This window comes from Paenibacillus sp. VTT E-133291, from assembly GCF_002264395.1.
Lineage (GTDB): Bacteria > Bacillota > Bacilli > Paenibacillales > Paenibacillaceae > Paenibacillus_AQ > Paenibacillus_AQ nitricinens.
The window spans coordinates 44914-66006 of record NZ_NFVA01000025.1 but is presented as its reverse complement, the minus strand read 5'-3'; the positions used below and the strand labels follow the sequence as shown (position 1 = coordinate 66006).

At 43.9% G+C, this 21093-nt stretch carries 20 protein-coding genes; 18 read left to right on the top strand and 2 right to left on the bottom strand.

The features are described 5' to 3' along the window. Nucleotides 1-40 precede the first annotated feature (40 nt). From yfcE to CA598_RS12690, 18 genes are all read left to right on the top strand, one after another. Complete coding sequence (yfcE, locus tag CA598_RS12775) at nt 41-589, top strand: phosphodiesterase (protein WP_094876736.1); 549 nt, start codon at nt 41-43, stop codon at nt 587-589. A 145-nt stretch (nt 590-734) separates the two neighbouring features. Continuing rightward, complete coding sequence (locus tag CA598_RS12770) at nt 735-1763, top strand: agmatine deiminase family protein (RefSeq protein WP_094876735.1); 1029 nt, start codon at nt 735-737, stop codon at nt 1761-1763. A gap of 53 nt (nt 1764-1816) precedes the next feature. Next, nucleotides 1817-2692 carry an N-carbamoylputrescine amidase gene (aguB, locus tag CA598_RS12765; RefSeq protein ID WP_094876734.1) on the top strand — a complete coding sequence of 292 codons (876 nt, stop codon included), beginning with the start codon at nt 1817-1819 and terminating at the stop codon, nt 2690-2692. 259 nt (nt 2693-2951) lie between these two features. Beyond that, entirely contained in the window at nt 2952-3398 is a 447-nt protein-coding gene (locus CA598_RS12760) for a tellurite resistance TerB family protein (protein WP_094869635.1), read from the top strand. A gap of 126 nt (nt 3399-3524) precedes the next feature. After that, complete coding sequence (locus tag CA598_RS12755) at nt 3525-4121, top strand: TerD family protein (protein WP_094876733.1); 597 nt, start codon at nt 3525-3527, stop codon at nt 4119-4121. Nucleotides 4122-4150: 29 nt separating this feature from the next. Continuing rightward, nucleotides 4151-4726, top strand: a complete 576-nt coding sequence (locus CA598_RS12750) for a TerD family protein (RefSeq protein ID WP_094869637.1) — start codon at nt 4151-4153, stop codon at nt 4724-4726. 67 nt (nt 4727-4793) lie between these two features. Continuing rightward, the gene (locus tag CA598_RS12745; RefSeq protein WP_094869638.1) at nt 4794-5375 is read left to right on the top strand and encodes a TerD family protein; all 582 of its coding nucleotides are present in this window, start codon (nt 4794-4796) and stop codon (nt 5373-5375) included. Nucleotides 5376-5616: 241 nt separating this feature from the next. Next, nucleotides 5617-6918, top strand: coding sequence for a TerD family protein (locus tag CA598_RS12740; protein WP_094876732.1), 1302 nt, complete (start codon nt 5617-5619; stop codon nt 6916-6918). Nucleotides 6919-6944: 26 nt separating this feature from the next. After that, nucleotides 6945-7685, top strand: a complete 741-nt coding sequence (locus CA598_RS12735; RefSeq protein WP_094869640.1) for a TerC family protein — start codon at nt 6945-6947, stop codon at nt 7683-7685. 171 nt (nt 7686-7856) lie between these two features. Next, nucleotides 7857-9068 carry an HpcH/HpaI aldolase/citrate lyase family protein gene (locus tag CA598_RS12730; protein WP_256990485.1) on the top strand — a complete coding sequence of 404 codons (1212 nt, stop codon included), beginning with the start codon at nt 7857-7859 and terminating at the stop codon, nt 9066-9068. Continuing rightward, entirely contained in the window at nt 9013-10443 is a 1431-nt protein-coding gene (locus CA598_RS12725) for a phosphoribosyltransferase family protein (RefSeq protein ID WP_094876731.1), read from the top strand. Before CA598_RS12730 ends, CA598_RS12725 begins: the two co-directional genes overlap by 56 nt. After that, nucleotides 10440-11591 (top strand): cysteine protease StiP family protein, encoded by a 1152-nt coding sequence (locus tag CA598_RS12720; protein ID WP_094876730.1) that lies wholly within the window; start codon nt 10440-10442, stop codon nt 11589-11591. Before CA598_RS12725 ends, CA598_RS12720 begins: the two co-directional genes overlap by 4 nt. Then, a complete protein-coding gene (locus CA598_RS12715; RefSeq protein WP_094876729.1) occupies nt 11588-12421 on the top strand; it encodes an HAD family hydrolase in 834 nt (277 codons plus the stop codon). The genes CA598_RS12720 and CA598_RS12715 overlap by 4 nt, the downstream gene beginning before the upstream one ends. Further along, nucleotides 12418-13473 (top strand): ATP-grasp domain-containing protein, encoded by a 1056-nt coding sequence (locus CA598_RS12710; RefSeq protein ID WP_094876728.1) that lies wholly within the window; start codon nt 12418-12420, stop codon nt 13471-13473. The genes CA598_RS12715 and CA598_RS12710 overlap by 4 nt, the downstream gene beginning before the upstream one ends. A 34-nt stretch (nt 13474-13507) precedes the next feature. Continuing rightward, entirely contained in the window at nt 13508-14212 is a 705-nt protein-coding gene (locus tag CA598_RS12705; protein ID WP_094876743.1) for a hypothetical protein, read from the top strand. Between the two features lie 11 nt (nt 14213-14223). Beyond that, nucleotides 14224-15324 carry a toxic anion resistance protein gene (locus CA598_RS12700; RefSeq protein WP_094876727.1) on the top strand — a complete coding sequence of 367 codons (1101 nt, stop codon included), beginning with the start codon at nt 14224-14226 and terminating at the stop codon, nt 15322-15324. A 360-nt stretch (nt 15325-15684) separates the two neighbouring features. Next, a complete protein-coding gene (locus CA598_RS12695; protein WP_094869645.1) occupies nt 15685-16473 on the top strand; it encodes a formate/nitrite transporter family protein in 789 nt (262 codons plus the stop codon). A gap of 180 nt (nt 16474-16653) precedes the next feature. Beyond that, the gene (locus CA598_RS12690) at nt 16654-18255 is read left to right on the top strand and encodes an ATP-binding protein (protein ID WP_094876742.1); all 1602 of its coding nucleotides are present in this window, start codon (nt 16654-16656) and stop codon (nt 18253-18255) included. Nucleotides 18256-18355: 100 nt separating this feature from the next. On the opposite strand, the gene CA598_RS12685 is transcribed toward CA598_RS12690, so the two are convergent. Beyond that, nucleotides 18356-20683 (bottom strand): TPM domain-containing protein, encoded by a 2328-nt coding sequence (locus CA598_RS12685; protein ID WP_094876726.1) that lies wholly within the window; start codon nt 20681-20683, stop codon nt 18356-18358. A 170-nt stretch (nt 20684-20853) separates the two neighbouring features. Continuing rightward, nucleotides 20854-20997 carry a hypothetical protein gene (locus tag CA598_RS32275; RefSeq protein ID WP_167348483.1) on the bottom strand — a complete coding sequence of 48 codons (144 nt, stop codon included), beginning with the start codon at nt 20995-20997 and terminating at the stop codon, nt 20854-20856. Between the last annotated feature and the right edge of the window lie 96 nt (nt 20998-21093).

Genomic DNA, 21093 nt, shown 5'->3' with positions numbered 1-21093 from the left:
TAAGCACAAGATCTATTTAAGTCGAAAAGGAGAATACATGATGAAGCTAATGTTTATTTCCGATATTCACGGTTCTTTATTCTGGTTAGAACGGGCTTTGGAAAAGGTAGAGGAAGAACAGCCAGACAGTCTTGTAATCGTAGGAGACTTTTTATATCACGGTCCCAGAAATCCACTGCCGAAGGGTTATGACCCGCAGGGAGTTGCTAATAAACTGAATGAATATAACAAAAAGAAGCCTATTACGGCAGTACGTGGTAACTGCGATGCTGAGGTAGACCAGATGCTGCTGCAGTTCCCGATGATGGGCGATTATGTGATGCTCCTGCATGAAGGCAGACGAATCTATGTTACACACGGTCATGGCTTTAGTATTGAGAATTTACCGGCACTGTCTGAGAAGGATATCTTTATTCAGGGGCATACCCATCTTCCGGTTGCGGATGTAAAAGAGGGCGTATACGTGCTGAATCCTGGTTCATTATCGCTGCCTAAGGAGAATCATCCGAATTCCTATGGTATTCTTGAGGGTGGAGAATTCATCGTTAAGGATTTTGAGGGCGATGTGGTAAAAAGGATTACACTATAAGCTCAGTCAGATCCCATATGACCCGAATTCCTTCCAACATTATTAGTGTTCCAGGGAATTGAGCACTAGAACATATTATTGTATGATGAGGTAGGAGTCTTAGGACAGGGCTGGCTCCAAATATAATAGTAAAGGTAGTTAACACATGAATCCTAAAGATTTGAACTATACAATGCCACCGGAATGGGGCAAGCATGAACGTACTTTTATCTCCTGGCCGGTGCAGGAATCTATGTGTTTCCCGGACAACCACGAGTCGGTATGCCAAGGTTATGCTGACATTATTACAGCTATTGCCGAGTTTGAACCGATTACGGTCATCGTTAACCCGGAGGACGTGGAAAAGGTAGAACGTCTGGTCAGCGGACCGAATGTAACGCTACTGCCTATAAAGCATAGCGATGCTTGGCTGCGTGATAACGGGCCTACCTTTGTTGTTAATAAAGACGGCGTTCTAGCAGGCGTGAACTGGAAGTTTAATGCCTGGGGCGGTAAATATTCACCTTGGGATCTGGATGATGAGGTAGCTCCACAGATTCTCGAACACTCACAAGTGACACGTTTTGATGCGCCGCTTGTGATGGAAGGCGGCTCGATCCATACGGATGGAGAAGGCACCTTGATTACTACAGAAGAATGTCTGCTCAATACGAACCGTAACCCGGATTTGAAGCGCGAGAATATTGAAGAGTACGTGCGCAATTATACAGGTACAGAAACTATTATCTGGCTTAAGCGTGGTCTAAGCGGTGATGAAACCGATGGTCATGTGGATAATATCGCTTGCTTCGCTGCTCCAGGTAAAGTCATTATTCAGGTCTGTGAGGATCCGCAGGATGAGAACTTTGAGATTACACAGGAGAATCTTCGTATTTTGGAGAATGCCATAGATGCCAAAGGGCGTAAGCTGGAAATCATCAAGATTCAGCAGCCACCACGGGTGGATCAAGACGGCAGCCGTCTGACGCTCAGTTATTTGAACTTCTATTTCGTAAATGGTGGGATTATATTGCCTGTGTTTGGTGGTACAGCGGTGGAAACAGATAAGCTTGCTGAGGAAGTACTGGCTGGTTTGTTCCCGGAACGTAAGATTCGTACAGTTAATGGTATGGCGGTTATCACCGAAGGCGGGAATGTTCACTGCACTACGCAGCAAATGCCTGCTCAGCAATAATTGAAGGAAACTAAACGTCCTGAGGGACATTTATATATAAGGAGGACAGATTCTTGAGAAATGTAAAAGTAGCTGCGACGCAAATGAGCTGTTCCAGCAATATTGATGAGAATATCAGCAAAGCCGAAACCTTGGTCAGAGAAGCGGCGGCACAGGGAGCACAAATTATTTTGCTGCAGGAGCTGTTCGAGACACCGTATTTCTGCCAGAAAGAGAAAGCTGATTATTACGCATATGCAACAGAGCTTGAGCATAACAAAGCGATTAATCATTTCACAGCAATAGCCAAGGAACTGCAAGTGGTGCTGCCAATCAGTTTTTATGAGAAAAAGAACTACGCACGTTACAATTCACTAGCTGTAATCGACGCCGATGGAACGATATTGGGGAAATACCGCAAGAGCCATATTCCAGATGGCCCAGGGTATGAAGAGAAATTCTACTTCAATCCGGGAGATACTGGCTTTAAAGTATGGAACACTCGCTATGCCAAGATTGGTGTAGGGATTTGCTGGGATCAGTGGTACCCGGAAGCGGCTAGAGTGATGAGCCTGATGGGAGCAGAAATTCTGTTCTATCCAACCGCTATCGGATCAGAACCACAGGATGGATCGATCGATTCTAAGGATCATTGGCAGACTTGTATGCTTGGGCATGCAGCGGCTAACCTTATTCCAGTCATTGCCTCCAACCGTATCGGTGAAGAAATTGATGAAGATTCTAGCATTAATTTCTACGGCTCTTCGTTCATTGCGGGACCGCAAGGCAATAAAATTGTTGAAGCAGGCCGAGACGAGCAAACTGTAATAGTGAGTGAATTTGATCTGGATGCTTTGGAAGTCGGACGGATCGAGTGGGGCGTCTTCCGTGATCGCCGGCCGGATCTGTACAAAATGATTGGTTCTTATGATGGGGACATCATTCTTTAATAGAATTTACAGGTGAATGTGCTAAAGGCATTGCTAGAGAGGAAAGAATCTCTGGCAATGCCTTTTTTTTGGTGTTTCAACTTTCTGTGAAAAGAGCTGTAAAAGTCTGGAAAAGTAGAATATTGCTATTTTATCAGGTATATTAGAAGAGTAAACCGTGATTCAGGGATCTACTATGAAAATTCTGTCGGATACGTGGAGAGGAGGCTCTGGGATATCTTTTGTTATCATAATCTTACGGTGATAGAAGGAGAATACGATGAGCACATTTAAAAGCTGGTTGAACACAACCAAAAACGGACTAACAGATCAAGTGAAGAAATTCAAAAATAAAGATTTCATGAATGCGGTAGTTGCGGGTTGCGCCTTAGTTGCTGCTGCCGACGGTAAGATAGAAGAAGCTGAAAAGAACAAAATGGCCGGCTATATGAATATGAGCAATGAGCTAAAGGTGTTTGACATGAGAGACGTCATTACCCAGTTCAACTTTTATGTAAGTAACTTTGAGTTCTCACCAGAAATCGGTAAGCAGGAAGCACTGAAAGCCATCGGTAAGTTTACCGGTAAACCAGATGTGGGACGTGTAATTGTGGGTGTGTGCTCAGCTATTGGATCAGCTGATGGTGATTTTGATGACAATGAAAAAGCAGTTGTGCGGCATATTTGCGGTGTCTTGGGATTAAACCCTAGTGAATTCAGTTTATAAATGATGTAATACCCTATACATGAGTTCGGATGAAACGTATTTAGTTCTTTAGCGTATCACTCATATAACATCCAAAAGCTAGACTACTAGATGGTGATTCTTTTTAGAGAATGGAGGTACGTAAAGTTGGCTGGAATTAATCTGGTAAAAGGTCAGAAGATTGATCTCACAAAAGGTAATGCAGGCTTATCTAACGTAATTGTAGGTTTAGGCTGGGATCCGGCTGCGCCGGCTCGAGGATTCTTCGGTGTGAAGAAACAGGCCAACGTGGACTGTGATGCCTCAGCATTGATGCTTAATGAGAATGGTAAGTTAGTTAAGAAGGGGAACCTGATTTGCTTCCATAATAAGCAAAGTCCTTGTAACTCTGTCATTCACTCTGGAGACAATCTCACGGGTGATGGAGACGGAGACGATGAACAAATCATGGTCAACCTGAATGCTATTCCTTCTGATGTGCACAAGGTTCTTGTAGTGGTGAATATTTATGATGCCACAAATCGTAAACAGGATTTTGGTCTGATCAAATCAGCGTATATCCGTGTTATGAATGCTGTAGGCAATAATGAACTAATCCGCTTTAACCTATCTGATAATTACAATGGCTACACGGCACTGGTTTGTGGGGAGCTGTACCGACAAGGTGGAGAATGGAAATTCGCCGCAATTGGTGAAGGTAGTCACGCAGCACATATCAATCAACTGGCAGAACGCTACGTATAATCCAAATAAAAGAAAAGAGGAATGTTATCATGGCAATTAATCTATCTAAAGGTCAAAAGATCGATTTAACCAAAACAAATCCGGGTCTATCCAAAATCACAGTAGGTCTTGGTTGGGACACTAATAAATATGATGGCGGTAAAGATTTCGATTTGGACGTTTCTGTATTCTTGACTAACGCGAACAGCAAAGTTGAAAAAGAAACGAACTTCATTTACTTCAATAATAAACAGAATGAGAATGGTTCAGTTGTTCATACAGGTGATAACCGTACGGGTGACGGCGATGGTGATGATGAGCAGGTTCAAGTGGATCTTCTGAGTATCCCAGCAGATGTGGAAAAGGTAGCTTTTACCATTACGATTTATGAAGCTGACGCAAGAAGCCAAAACTTCGGACAAGTTTCCCGTTCTTATGTACGTATTGTAAATGATTTAAACAATGAGGAGCTCATTCGTTTCGATTTGGGTGAAGACTTCTCTATTGAAACTGGTGTTGTTGTTGGTGAGCTATACCGTCATGGTGCAGAGTGGAAGTTCAATGCCATCGGTAGCGGCTACAAAGACGGCTTGAGCGGTTTGACTCGCGATTACGGCCTGCAATAAGCCTTGTAGTATAGAGCTTAGAGTTATACAGTGAACTGAATCTACTCAATGAAAGAAGGTTATGTCCGTGACGATCAGTCTCTCCAAAGGACAGCGAATTGATCTTACCAAGACTAATCCAGGTCTGACAAAGGTAGTAGTTGGATTGGGCTGGGACACTAATAAATATAGTGGAGGTCAAGAATTTGACCTCGATGCTTCAGCGTTTCTGCTTCATGAAGACGGCAAGGCTAAAGGTACTGATGATTTTGTATTCTATAACAATCCAAATGGTGGTGCGAGTTCTGTAATCTACACTGGAGATAACCGTACAGGTGAAGGTGACGGAGATGACGAGCAAATCATCGTTGATTTCACCAAAATCCCTGCCCATATTCAGCGTATTGGGATAACAGTAACCATTTATGATTACGAATCTCGTGCACAGAACTTTGGACAAGTCTCCAATGCTTTTGTACGAGTTGTGGATGCGTCGTCGGATCGGGAAGTACTTCGTTTCGACCTGGGTGAAGAATTCTCAACAGAGACAGCCGTTGTATTCTGTGAATTCTACCGCAATGGTGCGGATTGGAAGTTCCAGGCTATTGGTAGTGGTTTTGGCGGCGGTCTTAGCGCATTGTGTAGAAATTATGGGCTGGACGCGCAATAGCATCTTCCGGGCGGGGTCATTACCGATCCTGCCCTTTTTTTAATTCTTTATGGATTCCCTCACAAAGGACATGGAAGGGATCTCGAAGGATAAACTCCACTATGTGGGGTTATTTAAAAATATAAGCAAGTTAAGGTTCATACGATACTATATATCTTATATTTCTCGCATAAACGCTTGTCGTCCTTATAAGGACATCGAAGGCATTTATGCTTGCTCCATTTATAAAGGTGGTGTAAGAATGGGTATTACAGTTGTTAAAGGACAAAAGGTCGATTTAACTAAAGGCAATCCTGGACTTGATTCTCTTATCGTAGAGATTGGCTGGCAATCGCCATCCTCACTTGAGATTGATACTTCTGCTTTTCTGCTTGGAGCGCAAGGTAAAGTAAGCAAAGATGAGGATTTGATATTTTATAATAATCCGTCTACACCTTATATCAGATATAAGGAAATGCCTACATCAGACAGCCTCAAGCAATTTGACGTGGAACTAAACAAAATTCCTTCTGATGTGATGAAACTCGCGTTTACACTTACCATTTATGATGGCGAGAAGCGAGGTCAAAGTTTTAGGCAGGTAAATCAGGCCTATTTTCGGATTCTGAATCAAGTAACAGGTGCGGAGCTTCTCCGATGTGATCTTGAAAATCATTTCTCCGTGGAAACGGCTGTTGTGGTAGGAGAATTATATAGATATAACGGTGAATGGAAATTCAGCGCCATTGCCGCGGGTTTTGCTGGTGGTCTACAGGAACTGTGTAAGAACTTTGGGTTAGAAACGAACGATGAACCAGCACCGGCACCAATACCAGTGCCTAAGCCTGCTACTCCACCGCAGCCAGAGCTTAAACGTCAATCAGCGCCTGCAGCGGAGCCTAAGATTCAGATTCCACCTCCTCCTGCAGCTGCGCCTTCAGCTGTAACACCCCCTCCGGTCAATCTCAACCTGAAGAAGATCGAACTGAAGAAAAAAGGTGATTCGATCAACCTGAAGAAATCAGCTGGTGGTTTGGGTGAATTGCTAATTAACCTCAACTGGAATCAGAAGCAGGGTGGAGGGCTATTTAATCGTAAAAATGGTGTGGATTTAGATCTTGCTTGTCTATATGAGTTGAAGAATGGCAGTAAGGGAGTAGTTCAGGCGCTGGGCAATGCTTTTGGCTCATTGAACCAACCTCCTTATGTCATGCTTGATGGAGATGACCGGACAGGCTCTGTAACAACCGGTGAGAATCTGCGGATTAACGGCAGCAAAATTGCTGATATTGAACGGATTCTAATTTTTTCTTTTATTTATAAAGGTGTTACCAATTGGTCAGAAGCTGACGGTGTTGTCACGATTACCCAGAGTGGCGGCCCCGATATTATTGTCAATTTGGACGAGCATAACAACCGCAAAGGCATGTGTGCTATCGCGTTATTTCGGAATGTGAATAACGAGACATTCAGTGTTGAACGGCTGGTCCAATATTACAGTGGTCATCGGGAGATTGATGAGGCATATGGCTGGGGACTGCGCTGGGTTGCTGGCAGTAAATAGACGATTTTTTCGGAGGCGCAAGTGTAATGGATTGGTTCGCTGATTTTTTTAGGAATATTAGTGAGAACTACGGTCATTTTTTCTCATGGAGCGATGTGGTAGGTACGCTCTCAGACCCGGTTAGCTGGGGCATTATTGGTAGTTTAGTTCTGCTAGAGGGACTGCTCTCTGCAGATAATGCGCTTGTTCTCGCCGTCATGGTTAAGCATTTACCTAAGGAACAACAGAAGAAGGCGCTCTTTTACGGTATTATAGGCGCTTATGTATTCAGGTTTTTGGCTATCGGTCTAGGGACATTTCTTATTAAGTTTATGTTGGTTAAGGTTCTTGGTGCAGCCTATCTCTTTTATATCGCCTATGGCGGGTTATTTAAGGGCGGTGGCGATGAGAAGATCGAGAATAAGGGGTTCTCTTTTTGGAAGACGGTTTTCCTTGTTGAATTAATGGATATTGCTTTCAGCATTGATAGTGTTATTGCTGCATTTGGTGTTAGTAACCAGGTTTGGGTGCTCTTTATGGGCGGAATCATAGGCGTTCTGATGATGCGGGGAGTAGCGCAATTATTCTTGAAGCTTATTGATAAAATTCCGGAACTTGAGCGTGCCGCCTTTGCGCTTATTGCCATTATTGCTGGTAAAATGCTCGCGGGCGCTTTTGGGTACGAAATGCCACATGTATTATTCTTTTCAATCATTATTCTTGTATTCGGTGGTACGATCCTTTACAGCGTACTGCGTAAGAAAAAAGAAGCCCATAGAAATGCTTGATTTCAAAGCTAGTTGAACACTGCTGCTTTCAGGTAATCGTATATGTTTATAGCGTAGGCCTTCACTTATATATGAGAGAACCGGATAGGGTATAGCTGGTTCTGCCACTCTCTATAGGAGAGGCCTGCGCTTGTTTTGCTTGGCTTCGCAAAACTATAAGGGGGAACCATCTTGAGATACTTCGATTACCTGACGAAAGAACAAGAAATAGCCTTATTTTATAATCCGCCGATTTCATTTAACCATAATACTACGAGTAAAGATTTGCTGGCTCATGCTGTTGGAGCTGCCCTTTATATGCCAGCAACTCGTGCTAGTGTTCCCGAAGACATTTTGAAGCTCAAAAGTGCAGGACTTGTAACCGTTATTATTGATCTGGAGGATGCGATCGGTGATAACGAGGTTGACCATGCAGAGGAGTCTCTCATTCAGCATCTTATTTTTCTCGCCGCATATGAGGAGAACGAGCCAAGCAGGAGTGATAGTCTTCCGCTCCTCTTCATCCGAGTTCGTAACCCGGAGCAGCTACGGCAGCTGATTTTTCGGTTAGGGTCTTTGGTTACGATGTTAACAGGGTTTGTTTTCCCTAAATTTTCGGTCGACAACGGAATCCAATATTTCGAGGCGATAGCCGATTACAATAGAACGCGCAGTTACTCAGACCCAGTGCTTTATGGCATGCCAATTCTGGAAAGTGCGCCTATTATTTACCGGGAGAGCCGGGTAGATAGTCTTTTATCTATTCGTAATTTGCTAGGCAATTACCGCGAATATGTGTTGAACGTTAGAATTGGAGCAACAGACTTCTCAAGTTTATTCGGACTGCGCCGTAGTCCTGATATTAGTATTTATGATCTTACCCCTATTCGAGACTGCATATCGGATATTATTAATATTTTTGGCAGAGTGGAAGAAGGGTATGTAATTTCCGGACCAGTCTGGGAATATTTTGCGAATAAAGGGCATCGGGTGCTCAGACCACAGCTACGGCAGACTCCATTTGAGGACACCTATGGTAAAAACGGCCGCGACATGCGAAATAGTTACATTTCTAGCAGCATGGATGGGCTTATTCGTGAAGTGATTTTAGATAAAGAAAATGGGATCTTGGGCAAGACAATTATACATCCCTCACACCTCAGACCTGTTCAGGCCATGTACACGGTAATGCACGAGGAATATGTTGATGCCTGCAGTATCGTAGAGAGTAACGATGGCAGCCTAGGAGTCTTCAAGAGTCAATATTCTAATAAAATGAACGAGATTAAGCCGCATTTGAACTGGGCAAAACGGATTTTACTACGATCACAAATATACGGGGTGTTACATGAACAACAGCATTTTGTCGGATTATTACCCGAAAACGAATTTACACACGTATAACATAGTCGAGAACCTGCAGGTTATGGTTACCGAAACATCTAATCCCTTTCATTTGCCTGTGGATACTTTATTCTCCATGGCAGCCCGGATTAATAAGAAACGCTCCTTTTTGTTCGTCAGCAAGGTACTTGGTAAACATATCCCTGTTAATCCGTACACCTCTCTGCTAAGTGGTGCTGCATTAGCGCTGCTGTTATATCAGGAGATGAACGGTAATTCTGCGGATAATGATAGGATGGAAGATTTATTAGATAAAGCTGTACACGGACTGATACATCCTGAGTCTGCCAAGGAAGCCTATGAGCATTTATTAGCTGCACGATTAATTCTTCCTAGGCCTGTTGTCTTTATTGGCTTTGCTGAGACTGCAACTGCACTGGGTCACAGTGTGTACAACATGTTTGCTGATGCAGCATCATATATTCATACTACCCGTGAACATATCATCGATTTGGAGTCCATTGTTAGCTTTGAAGAAGAGCATTCACATGCGGTTGACCATCTATGTTACGCCTTGAACATTAAGCTATTATCAGGGACTGAGCCGATTATTTTGGTGGATGATGAGATTACAACAGGGAATACAGCCATTAATACGATCCGTGATATTCAGTCCAAATTCCCTCGGGAGGAATACGTAGTCGTTTCTATTTTGGATTGGAGGAGCGGTAATAATCTTCATACCTATAGCGAATTAGAACAGGAGCTGGGGATTCGGATTAAGTCCTTGTGTTTGCTTCAAGGCAGTATTGAAGTAAAAGGCACGCCTTTGCTAAATGCTGGGAATGACAAAGATTTGTTATCGTCTTCAGTGGAATCCGAAGTAGTGACCACTTATGTAGTGGACGGTTTAGAACGTCTGCAGGCAACATCCGTAGATTCATATGGTGACACCAACTCGTCTCCTTATGTGAAATACAGCGGACGTTTCGGACTGGAGTCGCTGAATAATGATGATCTTGATGTAGGGGTAACCCGGATAGCCGCTCGGCTAAGAGAACTACGAGGGGGGAATTCTAAGACTCTAGTGATGGGTGTAGGTGAATTTATGTACCTTCCTATGCGGATAGCGGCTGAGATGGGGGAAGGCATTTCGTATCAGTCCTCTACTCGCAGTCCAATCCACCCTGAACGTCGACCAGATTACGGAGTGCATAGTGCTGCCGCATATCCTTCAGCTAGCGATCCGGAAATTACAAACTTTATTTATAATGTGGATTCTGATCAGTATGATGAAATATTTGTGCTGATTGAGCGTGATGTACCGCATGAACGAATGAAACCCATGCTTGATATACTGAAGACACTTGCTCGCCATAAAGTGCATCTTATTGTACTGACTCCTGAAGGAAGAAGTGGAGGGCCTCCAGTATGAAGGGAACAAGTAATCATAAAGTCATAGACAAAAAAATAGCAGAACCGGTTCCCTTAGGTAGCTATCCACCGTCAGATGTTACGTTTCTGCTTAAGGATCTTAGTGACGTTTCGCTGGAGCTGGCGACGGAGGAAAGGGAGGAGGCTATTCAATCGGGTGTCCATTATTCTGAGATGTTGCCCGTTGAATATCAGCCTACCGAGCAGTATGTCGACCTGTTTCATGAGACGCTGCAGCAATCAGCTAAGAAGGTTGCTTTAGCTGTTGCCATTGTTTCTGAAATGATTTTCTCGAGAAGAGGACGCAGTACAGTGCTTGTCTCTTTAGCTAGAGCTGGAACACCCGTTGGTATACTGATTAAGCGTTATATAACTGAGAGATACGAGGTAGACTTGCCGCATTATAGTATTTCTATTATTCGAGGAAAAGGTATAGATGAGAATGCGATACTCTACATTCTGCAGAAGCATGGACTTGATGCTGATTTGCAGTTTGTGGATGGGTGGACAGGAAAAGGGGCTATCCGTGGGGTGCTGATTGATTCTTGCAATACCTTCTATGAGAAGTATGGTATTCGCTTAAATGATGATCTTGCCGTATTGGCTGACCCTGGAAGCTGCGCAGGTATGTTTGGGACTAGAGAAGACTATCTCATTCCTAGCGCCTGCTTAAACTCTACCGTTTCAGGGCTGATGAGCCGAACGGTGTTACACGCTGATCTCATTGGTCCTGAGGAATTTCATGGTTCAAAGTTTTATAAGGAGTGGCTGAATGCGGACGAGTCCAATGTATTTATTGATACGATTTGCCCGTATTTTCCTTCCGTAGTAGAAGAAGCGAAGAATATTGCTGAACAGATGCTGGAGCATCCGCCAGAAATTACTTGGCAGGGTCTTCGTGATATTCAGTGTATTCAGGAGACTTTCGGAATAGATAACATTAATCTGATAAAGCCGGGAGTCGGCGAAACAACCCGCGTATTACTACGTAGAGTACCTTGGAAAATTCTTGTCGATACTATGGATAATCCGAATCTAAAGCATATTCTTCTCTTAGCGAAGGACCGGGGCGTTCCTGTTGAGATCTTTCCTGGGATGACGTACTCCTGCTGCGGAATAATTAAACCGCTGAAGGGGGAGACAGAATGATATATGCTAGTGATCTAGATCGTACTTTGATCTATTCTTTAGGTGCAATAGGTGTGCCGGAGAATACTCCAGGTCTAATTCCGGCAGAAATTATAGAGGGAAAGACGAGATCCTATATTTCGCAGCATGCATTAAATCAGCTGATGGATATGAACACACGGATTATTTTCATCCCGGTTACTACGCGTACGATACAACAATATAAGCGTATTAATCTGTTTCAAGAAACAGTAATACCGGACTATGCGGTTACAAGCAATGGGGGGAATATCTTAATCGGTGGTGTTGTGGATAAGGAATGGAGAGAATCAATCGGTAGATTGGTAGCTCGTCACTCTGCTGGGGCTGAAGAGATTAGATCATATATCAAGGCGGTTGTACGTGAGGATTGGATCATTAGTGAGAATTATTGTGATGATCTATTCTATTCCTTCATGGTTTATCGGGATCAGTTACCTTTAGATGAAATCACTAATCTATCAGATCGGCTCTATAATCTTGGCTGGAGGGTTTCTTTACAAGGCCGCAAGTTGTACGCTGTGCCGGCTGCCGTGAACAAAAGCGACGCTATACTCCATTTGCGGCGCACCGTTCGTTCTGAACCTATGGTAGCCTCCGGGGACTCACTGCTAGATAAGAGTCTGCTTGAGAGTGCCGACTATGCTATTGCTCCTTGCCATGGTGAAATATTTGCAGAGCAACAGAGTGGTCTTGTAAAATCAAGATATCCATTTACGAAAGAATCAGGCGTATTTGCTGGAGATGAGATTTTGCAGTATGTAAATATGATCTATAATAATCTAACTGCATTGGGAGTGGGGCCACTATGAAAAAGGTAAATATTTATTTCAATCGTTGGTTTTCCGTGGCTTACCATTATATGAATCTCCTTCGCAATAACGAGGATGGTATACCGGTTCAAATCTTTGCAACACACCCGGATATCCGCCATATGTCGCTACAAGGTGCTGACTTTGCTGAAACCGAGCCGGCGCTGAAGGGAATAGAATATGTTCAGTTTTGCGTTGATTTCTGTCGGCGTAATGAGATCGATGTCTTTATTCCACGGTTGCATATGCTTGATATTGCTCTCCATGTGGCAATGTTTGATGCGATTGGTACTAAGGTTCTGGTCTGTAGAGATCTTGATCTGCTGGAGTCCATTATGGACAAAGGTAAATTTTACGAGAATGTTAGTGAGCAGGGCATCATGAGTATCCCGGATTATCATGTAGTTAGTACAGCGGAGCAGTTTAAAGACGCTTACACGGACCTTGTTGCCAAGGGACATCGTGTTTGCTTTAAACCTACTGAAACAGAAGGCGGGTTAGGCTTCCGAATTATCGACAATACCCGCGATCCGCTTCAAGAGCTTTTTGGGTATGTAACTCCATTGATTACGTTTGAGGATGCCTATCATATTCTTGCAAGCAAAGAGAACTTCCCTGATTTGATGGTGATGGAATTACTGGAGGGTTACGAGTATAGTATAGATTGTCTGGCAGATGAGAACGGTAAGCTATTAGTGGCTGTGCCACGTCGAAAAGTGGGCGGTCGTCTGCGATTGATGGAGCATATTCCTGAACTGGAGGAGATTGCAGCTAGAGTTGCAGAAGTTTACAAGATCCCCTTCAATTTCAATATTCAAATGAAATACAATGGAGATATTCCAAAGTTGTTGGAAATTAACCCACGAATGTCCGGTGGACTGCATATGTCATGTCTGTCAGGGATTAACTTTCCTTATTTAGCCGTCAAAAGCGCACTCGGTGGCGAGGTTCAGCCTATGAATTTTGAAGGTGATGTATTGGCTAGCCATCTGGAGCAACCGATGATTATGAAAATAAACGGCCAATCTGTCATTCCGGATGCCGTGAATTGAGCGTTCATAAAGTCGCTCACAAGAGGTGAGAACAATTCAGTTTAAATCGAAAGTGTTGCTTTACGCCGGTATCGGTTATGTTGTTGCTGTATTAACGAGCTCTTTTCTGCCCGAATTCATCTCTCTGCTGTTGCCTTTAGCGGGTGCGGGGATAGGTGCTCTGGTAACGAGAAGTCCAAGAACCAATCTCCCAGCGGAGGTGTTGCCAGCAGGCCCTGTGACGACACCTATTGGTAAGGCACCCGCTGAGAGTGCTCCTCAATTAAGCACCACGACAAATGATACCACATCAGGTAATCACAGCTATGACAGTAGAACTGAGAGCGCGGTGAAGATTGGACCGGAGTTCGCTCCGGTTGTGGAGTATCTTAGTATTCTGGAAGATATGATTATCTCAGAAGGGCAGAAGGATACGCTGGACAATGAAATTGTCGAGAAATCATTGGCGCTCTTCGCGAGGCTTCAACGTGTAATTCCACTGCTGCAGGAGCTGAATAACGGCGAGATTAATCATACGGTCCGCAGGTTGATTCTGAAGGATTTGAATGGTGTAATCAATCCGTTCTTACGGCTCGGCGGTGAAGCAAAGACGAAGAATCGGAGAATGCTGCTGAACGGTCTAAGAGATGTCGACTCCAAAATATCGGATATCGCGTCCACGATCGAACATAAAGACCTGATGGAACTTCAGACGAAGGCGGAACTGATTCATCAGCGGTACAGCAGTTCCGAACTATAGGAGGGAATCCCATGTCCACGCAGTTGATCCAATTAAAAAAAGAAGATGAACAAAAGGTAGTCGAGGAAGCGGCACAATTAATTGAGAAGGTATCCCAAACGGATACGGTTACACTGGATTCCTTGATGGATGATATCGGCAAGCTTGGGGTTAAGACGCAGGAAAAAGCAGGACAAACCTTGAAGCTGCTGGATCGCCCAGTGAATGACCTGATGTCTGGTAAGCGCGTTGAAGTGCCTAATATGATTATGAAGCTGCGGAATGAGTGTGAGAATCTGCAGCAAAGTAAGAATGTGAGCTTCTTTGGCAAGATTCTGCGTAAGAGTCCAATGAAGAACTATGTGTATAAATATCAGTCGGTTCGTACGAACATTGATGCCATAGTTACAGGGCTTCGCGATGGTAGAGATACCCTCGAAGAGAGCATTGTGAATATGCGTCAGCTGAAACGTACCTCTATGGAAGAGATCTATAACCTGCAGACCAAAATTGCTTTCGGCACTAAGTTGAAAGAATTGTTCGAGGTAGAGATCGCGAAGCCTGAGAATGAGTACCGTAAAGCTTATCTGGAGCGCGGATTGCGTAAAGTGATGGTTCGAATTCAGTCGATGACAGAAATGATTCTGCTGTACAATCAAGCGATTGCTGCTACAGACATCATTAATGATAATAATGACAAGCTGATTGATTCCGTGAATAACGCAATTGATAAGACCTCTAATCTGATCACGGTGTCGGCAATGATTGCGATGTCTTTAGCGGATCAGGAGAACGTTATCAATGCTGTAGAAGCGACGAATAAGACGATTGAAGATCAATTTAAAGAAAATGCACGTCTGCTGCGTACCACTACAGAGAAAACAACCGAGTTGCTGTCTAAGCCTTCTATGTCTATGGAAGCTGTGAATCAAGCGATTGGTGATCTGCTTAGCGCACTAGATACTTCAGAACAGTCCAACCGTCGTATTATTGAGAGCTGCCAAGATTATACGTCTAAAATGACGGCAATCAATACTCAGCTGGGTAATCGTTTAGGACTAAATGAGGCGGACAAGCCTCAGGCACTGAAGCAAGGAGAGGCTGAGAGTCAACTGAGCAGTTTCTTGAACTAAATTGTTTCTGACAATAATAAAAATACAGAGAATAGATTGAGATGCCTGTTGAATTCATTCAACAGGCTTTTTTTAACGCCAATACTCAATCATAAAGCCCTATCTTCACACATAAGTTGTCACAAGACTACATGTGGAGGAAGTGAGGATAGGCATATGATCTTAGGGTGCTTGATACTCGTGCTTATCATCGTAGCCAGCAGTGAAAGAGCAGAGGCGATTGCAAAAATGAATGAGGACACTTAGGATTTTACCATGATTTGGTTCAAGTAATTTCCAGCGGGTTATTGGGTATAATAACGCAAGATTGCACGATTAGCCCATAACTAGCTGGAAAACCCAAATTCCTAAGGAGGTCACATGGAGAACGAGGCGCTGCTACAAGTTGAACAATTAGCACTTAAGAAACAGAAGATCTATCGGCAAAGTATATTGCGCTATATTGCCAGAGCCATGCTGGCCAGTATGTTTATCGGGTTTGGTGTAATTGTAGCCTTCAAGACAGGCAACTATTTCTATATGGAGCATTCACCGTTTGCGTATCCAATGGCTGCGATTACTTTCGGAGCAGCGATCATCCTAATCTCATACGGTGGAGGGGACTTATTTACCGGAGATACTTTCTATTACACGTACACGGCTTTGAGACGCAAAATGAAATGGTCCGAGGTTGTACGCATGTGGGTCATGAGTTATATAGGTAACATTCTTGGTGCTGCTGCATTTGCACTGTTGATTTTTTTAACAGGGCTGTTTTACAGTTCTGATGTAAATGGTTTTTTACTATATGTGGTTGAGCATAAAATGGAGGCTCCGGCAGGGCAGCTTTTTTTCCGCGCTATCCTCTGTAACTGGCTTGTTTGTATGGCTTTTTTCATCCCAATGAATATCAAAGGCGATGGGGCCAAAATGTTCGCAATGGTCTTATTCGTATTCTGTTTTTTCATCTCCGGTTATGAGCATAGTATTGCCAATATGTGTACTTTTGCAATTGCATTAGTCCTTGACCATCCCGGAACGGTTTCGTGGGGCGGTGTGGTGCATAATCTTGTGCCCGTTACAATCGGAAATCTAATTGGCGGCGGGGTTCTGATGGGGGTTATGTATTATTATGTGAACAAACCTTTTTTGGATGATCCGAAACATTAAGAAGAAATAATGTGAATCCGCAACTTCGCTCTTTAAAAGAGCGGAGTTTTTTGTGCTGTAAGATATTTCTTCATCTTTGGGATATTTTGATTTTTTAGGGTTGAAAAGGATTAGGGGGAAAGAAGTAGAATACATATTAGTATTGCAAAATTGAAGAATCATACAGAATGGGGTAAGGCTTTGGAAAAGACAACAGGGATACTGACGGATGAGACTATCATTAAGGCTTCCAATCAGCATTGCATTGATCAAGGAATAGATCCAGAGCAGCCTCCTATTTTTCCAAAATGTTATGCTGCAGATGAATTGGGGTCACAACTCCATGTATATAGTGAAGTGATTGAGGTTATTGATTTTTTTGTAAACAAGTTCCTTTCTTCAGTAAAAGGTAATCCGATCCTTGTTACGATATCGGATGATGCAGGTTATCTATTGGCGTTCAAAGGGGATCCGACGATTATTGATCTCGTAGGGCAGGTTGGCATCAAAGAAGGTGTGCAACTAAACAAAGAAGTGGGTACAAACTCAATTGCATTGTGTCTGGAACATCAGCGGCCTTTTCAGTTGAAGGGACAAGATCATTATCATCAAATTCTTCATCGTTTAGTGTGCTGTACGGCTCCTTTTTATAAAGAGGATGGGCTTGAAATATTGGGGACGATATCATTTATGGCGGATATTGATGTGGCGCATCCCCACTTATTGCCTTTGCTCTGTACCATGGCTGACTCTATCGAACGCGAGATTTTGCTGCGTAGGGGGAATGCTGAGCTTCAGCTTTTAAATCGAATCCTATTGGATACCAATTACTTGGGTGTTATTATAACGGATGAACTTGGAACGGTCGTCAATATAAATGAGAACTGCTTAACCATGCTTCATTTGGATGGTGAGCATCAAGCATCTGTTATCGGTGCCAGTGTCTTCGAAATTCGGAATGTGGGCTCTTATTTTCAACATGTCATTCTTCAGCAAGAGGCATGTGCTGGGCTGGAAGTGATTCAGGAGAGCAACGGTTTATTTGAGCATTATATGCTGGATGTGCTTCCGGTTTACGATTCGAATGCATGTTTAGCTCGTGTGATAGGGAGTCTTCGTAATATCACAGAGATGAAAAAAACGGAAGAAGTGTTGCGCAATACAGAGAAGCTAGTGGTCGCTGGACAACTAGCCATGAGTATCGCACATGAGATTCGTAATCCGCTAACTACAGTCAAAGGAATGCTTCAACTAGCCAATAAAGATTCGCAATTGCTACATTATGATCTTATAATGTCAGAAGTAGAAAGAATGAACCTCATTGTGAGCGAGTTCCTCATACTAGGTAAACCGCAGGCCGCGCATTATAGGGTAGAACAATGTAGCACGATTCTGCAGGAAGTGCTCAGCATTTTTGCGATTCAAGTGGAGATGAATAATATATCATTGAAAACACAATTCCATTGTGATGCGAATATCTTGTGTGACCGTAATCAGATTAAGCAGGTCTTCCTAAACATCCTAAGAAACTCAATGGAAGCCTTGCCCTTTGGCGGAAGCATTACAGTTGCCCTAGATGTGGAGAATGGATTCCAGACGATTACCTTCAAAGATAACGGAGAGGGTATGAACAAGGAAGTGCTGGATAAATTAGGGCAGCCTTTTCACACAACCAGAGGTGACGGTAATGGACTGGGAATCATGATTGTTAAAAAAATAGTGTCTGCACATAGAGGACACGTGGCCATAGCAAGTGAAGAGGGCGTAGGTACAGCCGTTACGATTTATCTGCCAATAAAATAAAGGGCTTATCTTGGCTATTTCTTCGTCGTGCAAGCAGTAATTCATAATAAAAGACTCTTCCGCCTATGCAGGCTGGAAGAGTCTTTTATTTGGAGAAAGTCTACCACTTGGATCCGCCTGATGAATTTCGGCCGGACTTCCCTCCGCCGCCCCAAGAAGATCCGCCGGAGGATTTGCCACCGCTGCCGCCTCCACCCCAGGAGGAGCCTCCGGACGAGCGTCCTCCACCGAATCCACCTGATGAAGGTGGGCCAGAGGACATTCGTTTGCGAGCCTGTGCGCGACGTTGTTGTTCTCTCAGCATAGCTAATTGAGCTAGTCGCTCTTCTTCTTCCTTCTGACGAACGAGTCGGTTCGCTTCATTCACAAAGGAATTGATCTGTGAATCATAAGAACGGCCAAGGGATTCCAGTTCCTCAAGATTGTAAGGCCGGGATGCCAAACGATGTTCCAGTGCACTGTATTCCGGCAGTAAGGATAGCTCGAAGCGAATTCTAGAAGATAACCCTCTGCTATGCAGCATACGCTGGGTTGTTTCCACCCGGCTTTGCCCTTCGGAAAAGAGGCGAGTGACCTTATCCAGTCTTTCATGAAGTGCATTTAGACTTTCTGAGACACCATCGAACTGCTTTGCAGCTTCATCTTGGAGGGATAGCAACTGTTCTAGCGCATTGTGGGCCTTATCATATTCGCCGCGCTCATCACTGGTCCAATTCTCAATCTGCGCCACTTCACTAGCACCTTCCCGAAGGCGTGTGCTCCACGCTGTAAGGATGTTCTCCACAGTTGATACATGTTGTTCTTCAAAATACATACGTGCTTCGGTAATCCGGCTTTGCAGTCCGTCTCGCCGCTGTTTTAGTTGGCTCCACTGGGTACGGAATAACTCTAAATCTCTGCGGTTATTCTGCCGAAGAAGTGCTTGTTGTTCTGTCATAGCAACAGCCTCATCCAGGAGAAGGTCAAGAGTAGCGCCTATCTTGCGCACCTCATCCATATCTCCAACACGCAGCGGCGCTTCAAGCGTTAGCGATTCTGCGCGGGCCTGCTCCAGACGGTCAAATGGTTTTACCTTCATGTTGTGGAGTGAACTCTGCTCGATGATGTTTGTGATTTTGGCACGGGTTGCAGCTAAAACCGTAGGGAACTTATTTAGCTTATCATCGTAGAGATCGACATCCTTCAGGTCTTGTTCAATCTTTTCTTGGCGATCTTGTGCATCCTCGGTAATTTCTTGTGCGGCGATAGGGTCAAAAAGCTCCAATTGATCTGCCTTAGAGGTCTCCTCGGCAAGCTCCTTGAGCTCTTCTACAATTTCTTGAAGTGCATAGCCAGTTTCTTTAACCGCACCCTGCAGCTGCTCTTCAAGCTCTGGTGCATCCTCTTTCAGCTCTGTAATTCGCTGTTTAACATTGCGATCAGCTTCACTGATGACAGCAATGTTCTTCTCTTCTTCCTCGAGCGCTGCGCGGAAGGAGGCCTCTGTCTGCTGTAATTGTTCCACGGCTGCCTTAAGGGCAGTCAAATGATAAAAGGGTGGCTGTACACCTTGCCCATCACTTTGCAGTGAAGAGATTTCAACAAGCTTTGCAGAGAGCCGTTTTGAAATGCCTTCTACCAGTACCTCGGTTTTTCCCTGAACGATCCCTTGAAATGGCTTTAATGACTCCAATGCTCGATTTGCCTGTACTAGCAAATCGGATAATTGCTCTTGTTGTGCGTTTAGCTGTTTGCGTCGACGTAGACCTGTGACCACTATGAATAGCACAAGTAGTATTAGTCCGATTCCGATTAGAATGGCGACAATCGTAAACATGGAGCTATTGGAGCGGCTTCCGGTACTGACCGAGGTCCCTGGTTTACCGGAGGTTCCGTTCCCTGAACCGCTATTCGTACTGCCAACTGCACTACCACTTCCTGCATTTCCTCCAGTATTTCCGGTACTCTCCCCGATGGAATGGACCGCTTTAATTAGAGCCTTTGTCCCTCCAGCGAAGTCACCTTCTCTGGCATAAGGGATGAAATAAGTATTAACTAGCGCTGTAATGGCAGCACTTCCTGATTTTCCTCCCTGATTTTGGGACCAGGCATTTAACGAGGTTTGAAAGCCCGGATTGTTAAAATTTAGTTCAATGGACTGGTCGCCAGCGGAGATCAGCAAGAGAATATCGCGTGTGGATAATCCCCAAGAGGTGTAAGTATCCTCGGCGTACTTATCGGCCGGAGTGCCGTTTAGGGAATCTACGGTGAGTACATGCATAGTAATCAGATCTCCAGTGGCAGCAGCAGAAATGGACGTCGCTTCTGCGGAACTGAACATTCCAGCTTTATCGGTTACTAATCCCTGCTCAGCAGGGATTTCGGCGGCGTATGCACCGGGTATCCATAACACGCTGATCAATAAGAATAAAGCTATATACTTTTTCAAGCTGACACGCTCCAATCTGAAGGACTTTGTATTCAGTATATTATGCTGATAATTATACTATATCATTAACCCTCAAGTGACCCGGGGATACCTATTCTTACATAGCTGCCAATCATACAAGCAAAAAAAGCCGCATTCCCTAAAAGGAATGCGGCGAATATTCAGAAAGGTTATCTTGTCGGCAGACAGAGAATGTATTGCAATCTGGATTTAATTTCTTTTTGCCATTTTAAATCTCCAACTTTAACGGCAAGATTGAGCAGATCCAGATAATCGTCAACCTGTAGTGTTGTTCGGGTAGAGGTAACGTTCATGGGTGATCAGTCTCCTTTTAACTTAAATATAGTAAAGTGAAATCAATAACTTATTTAATAATGATAATCATTATCAACTTGTATCATTATTGCTAT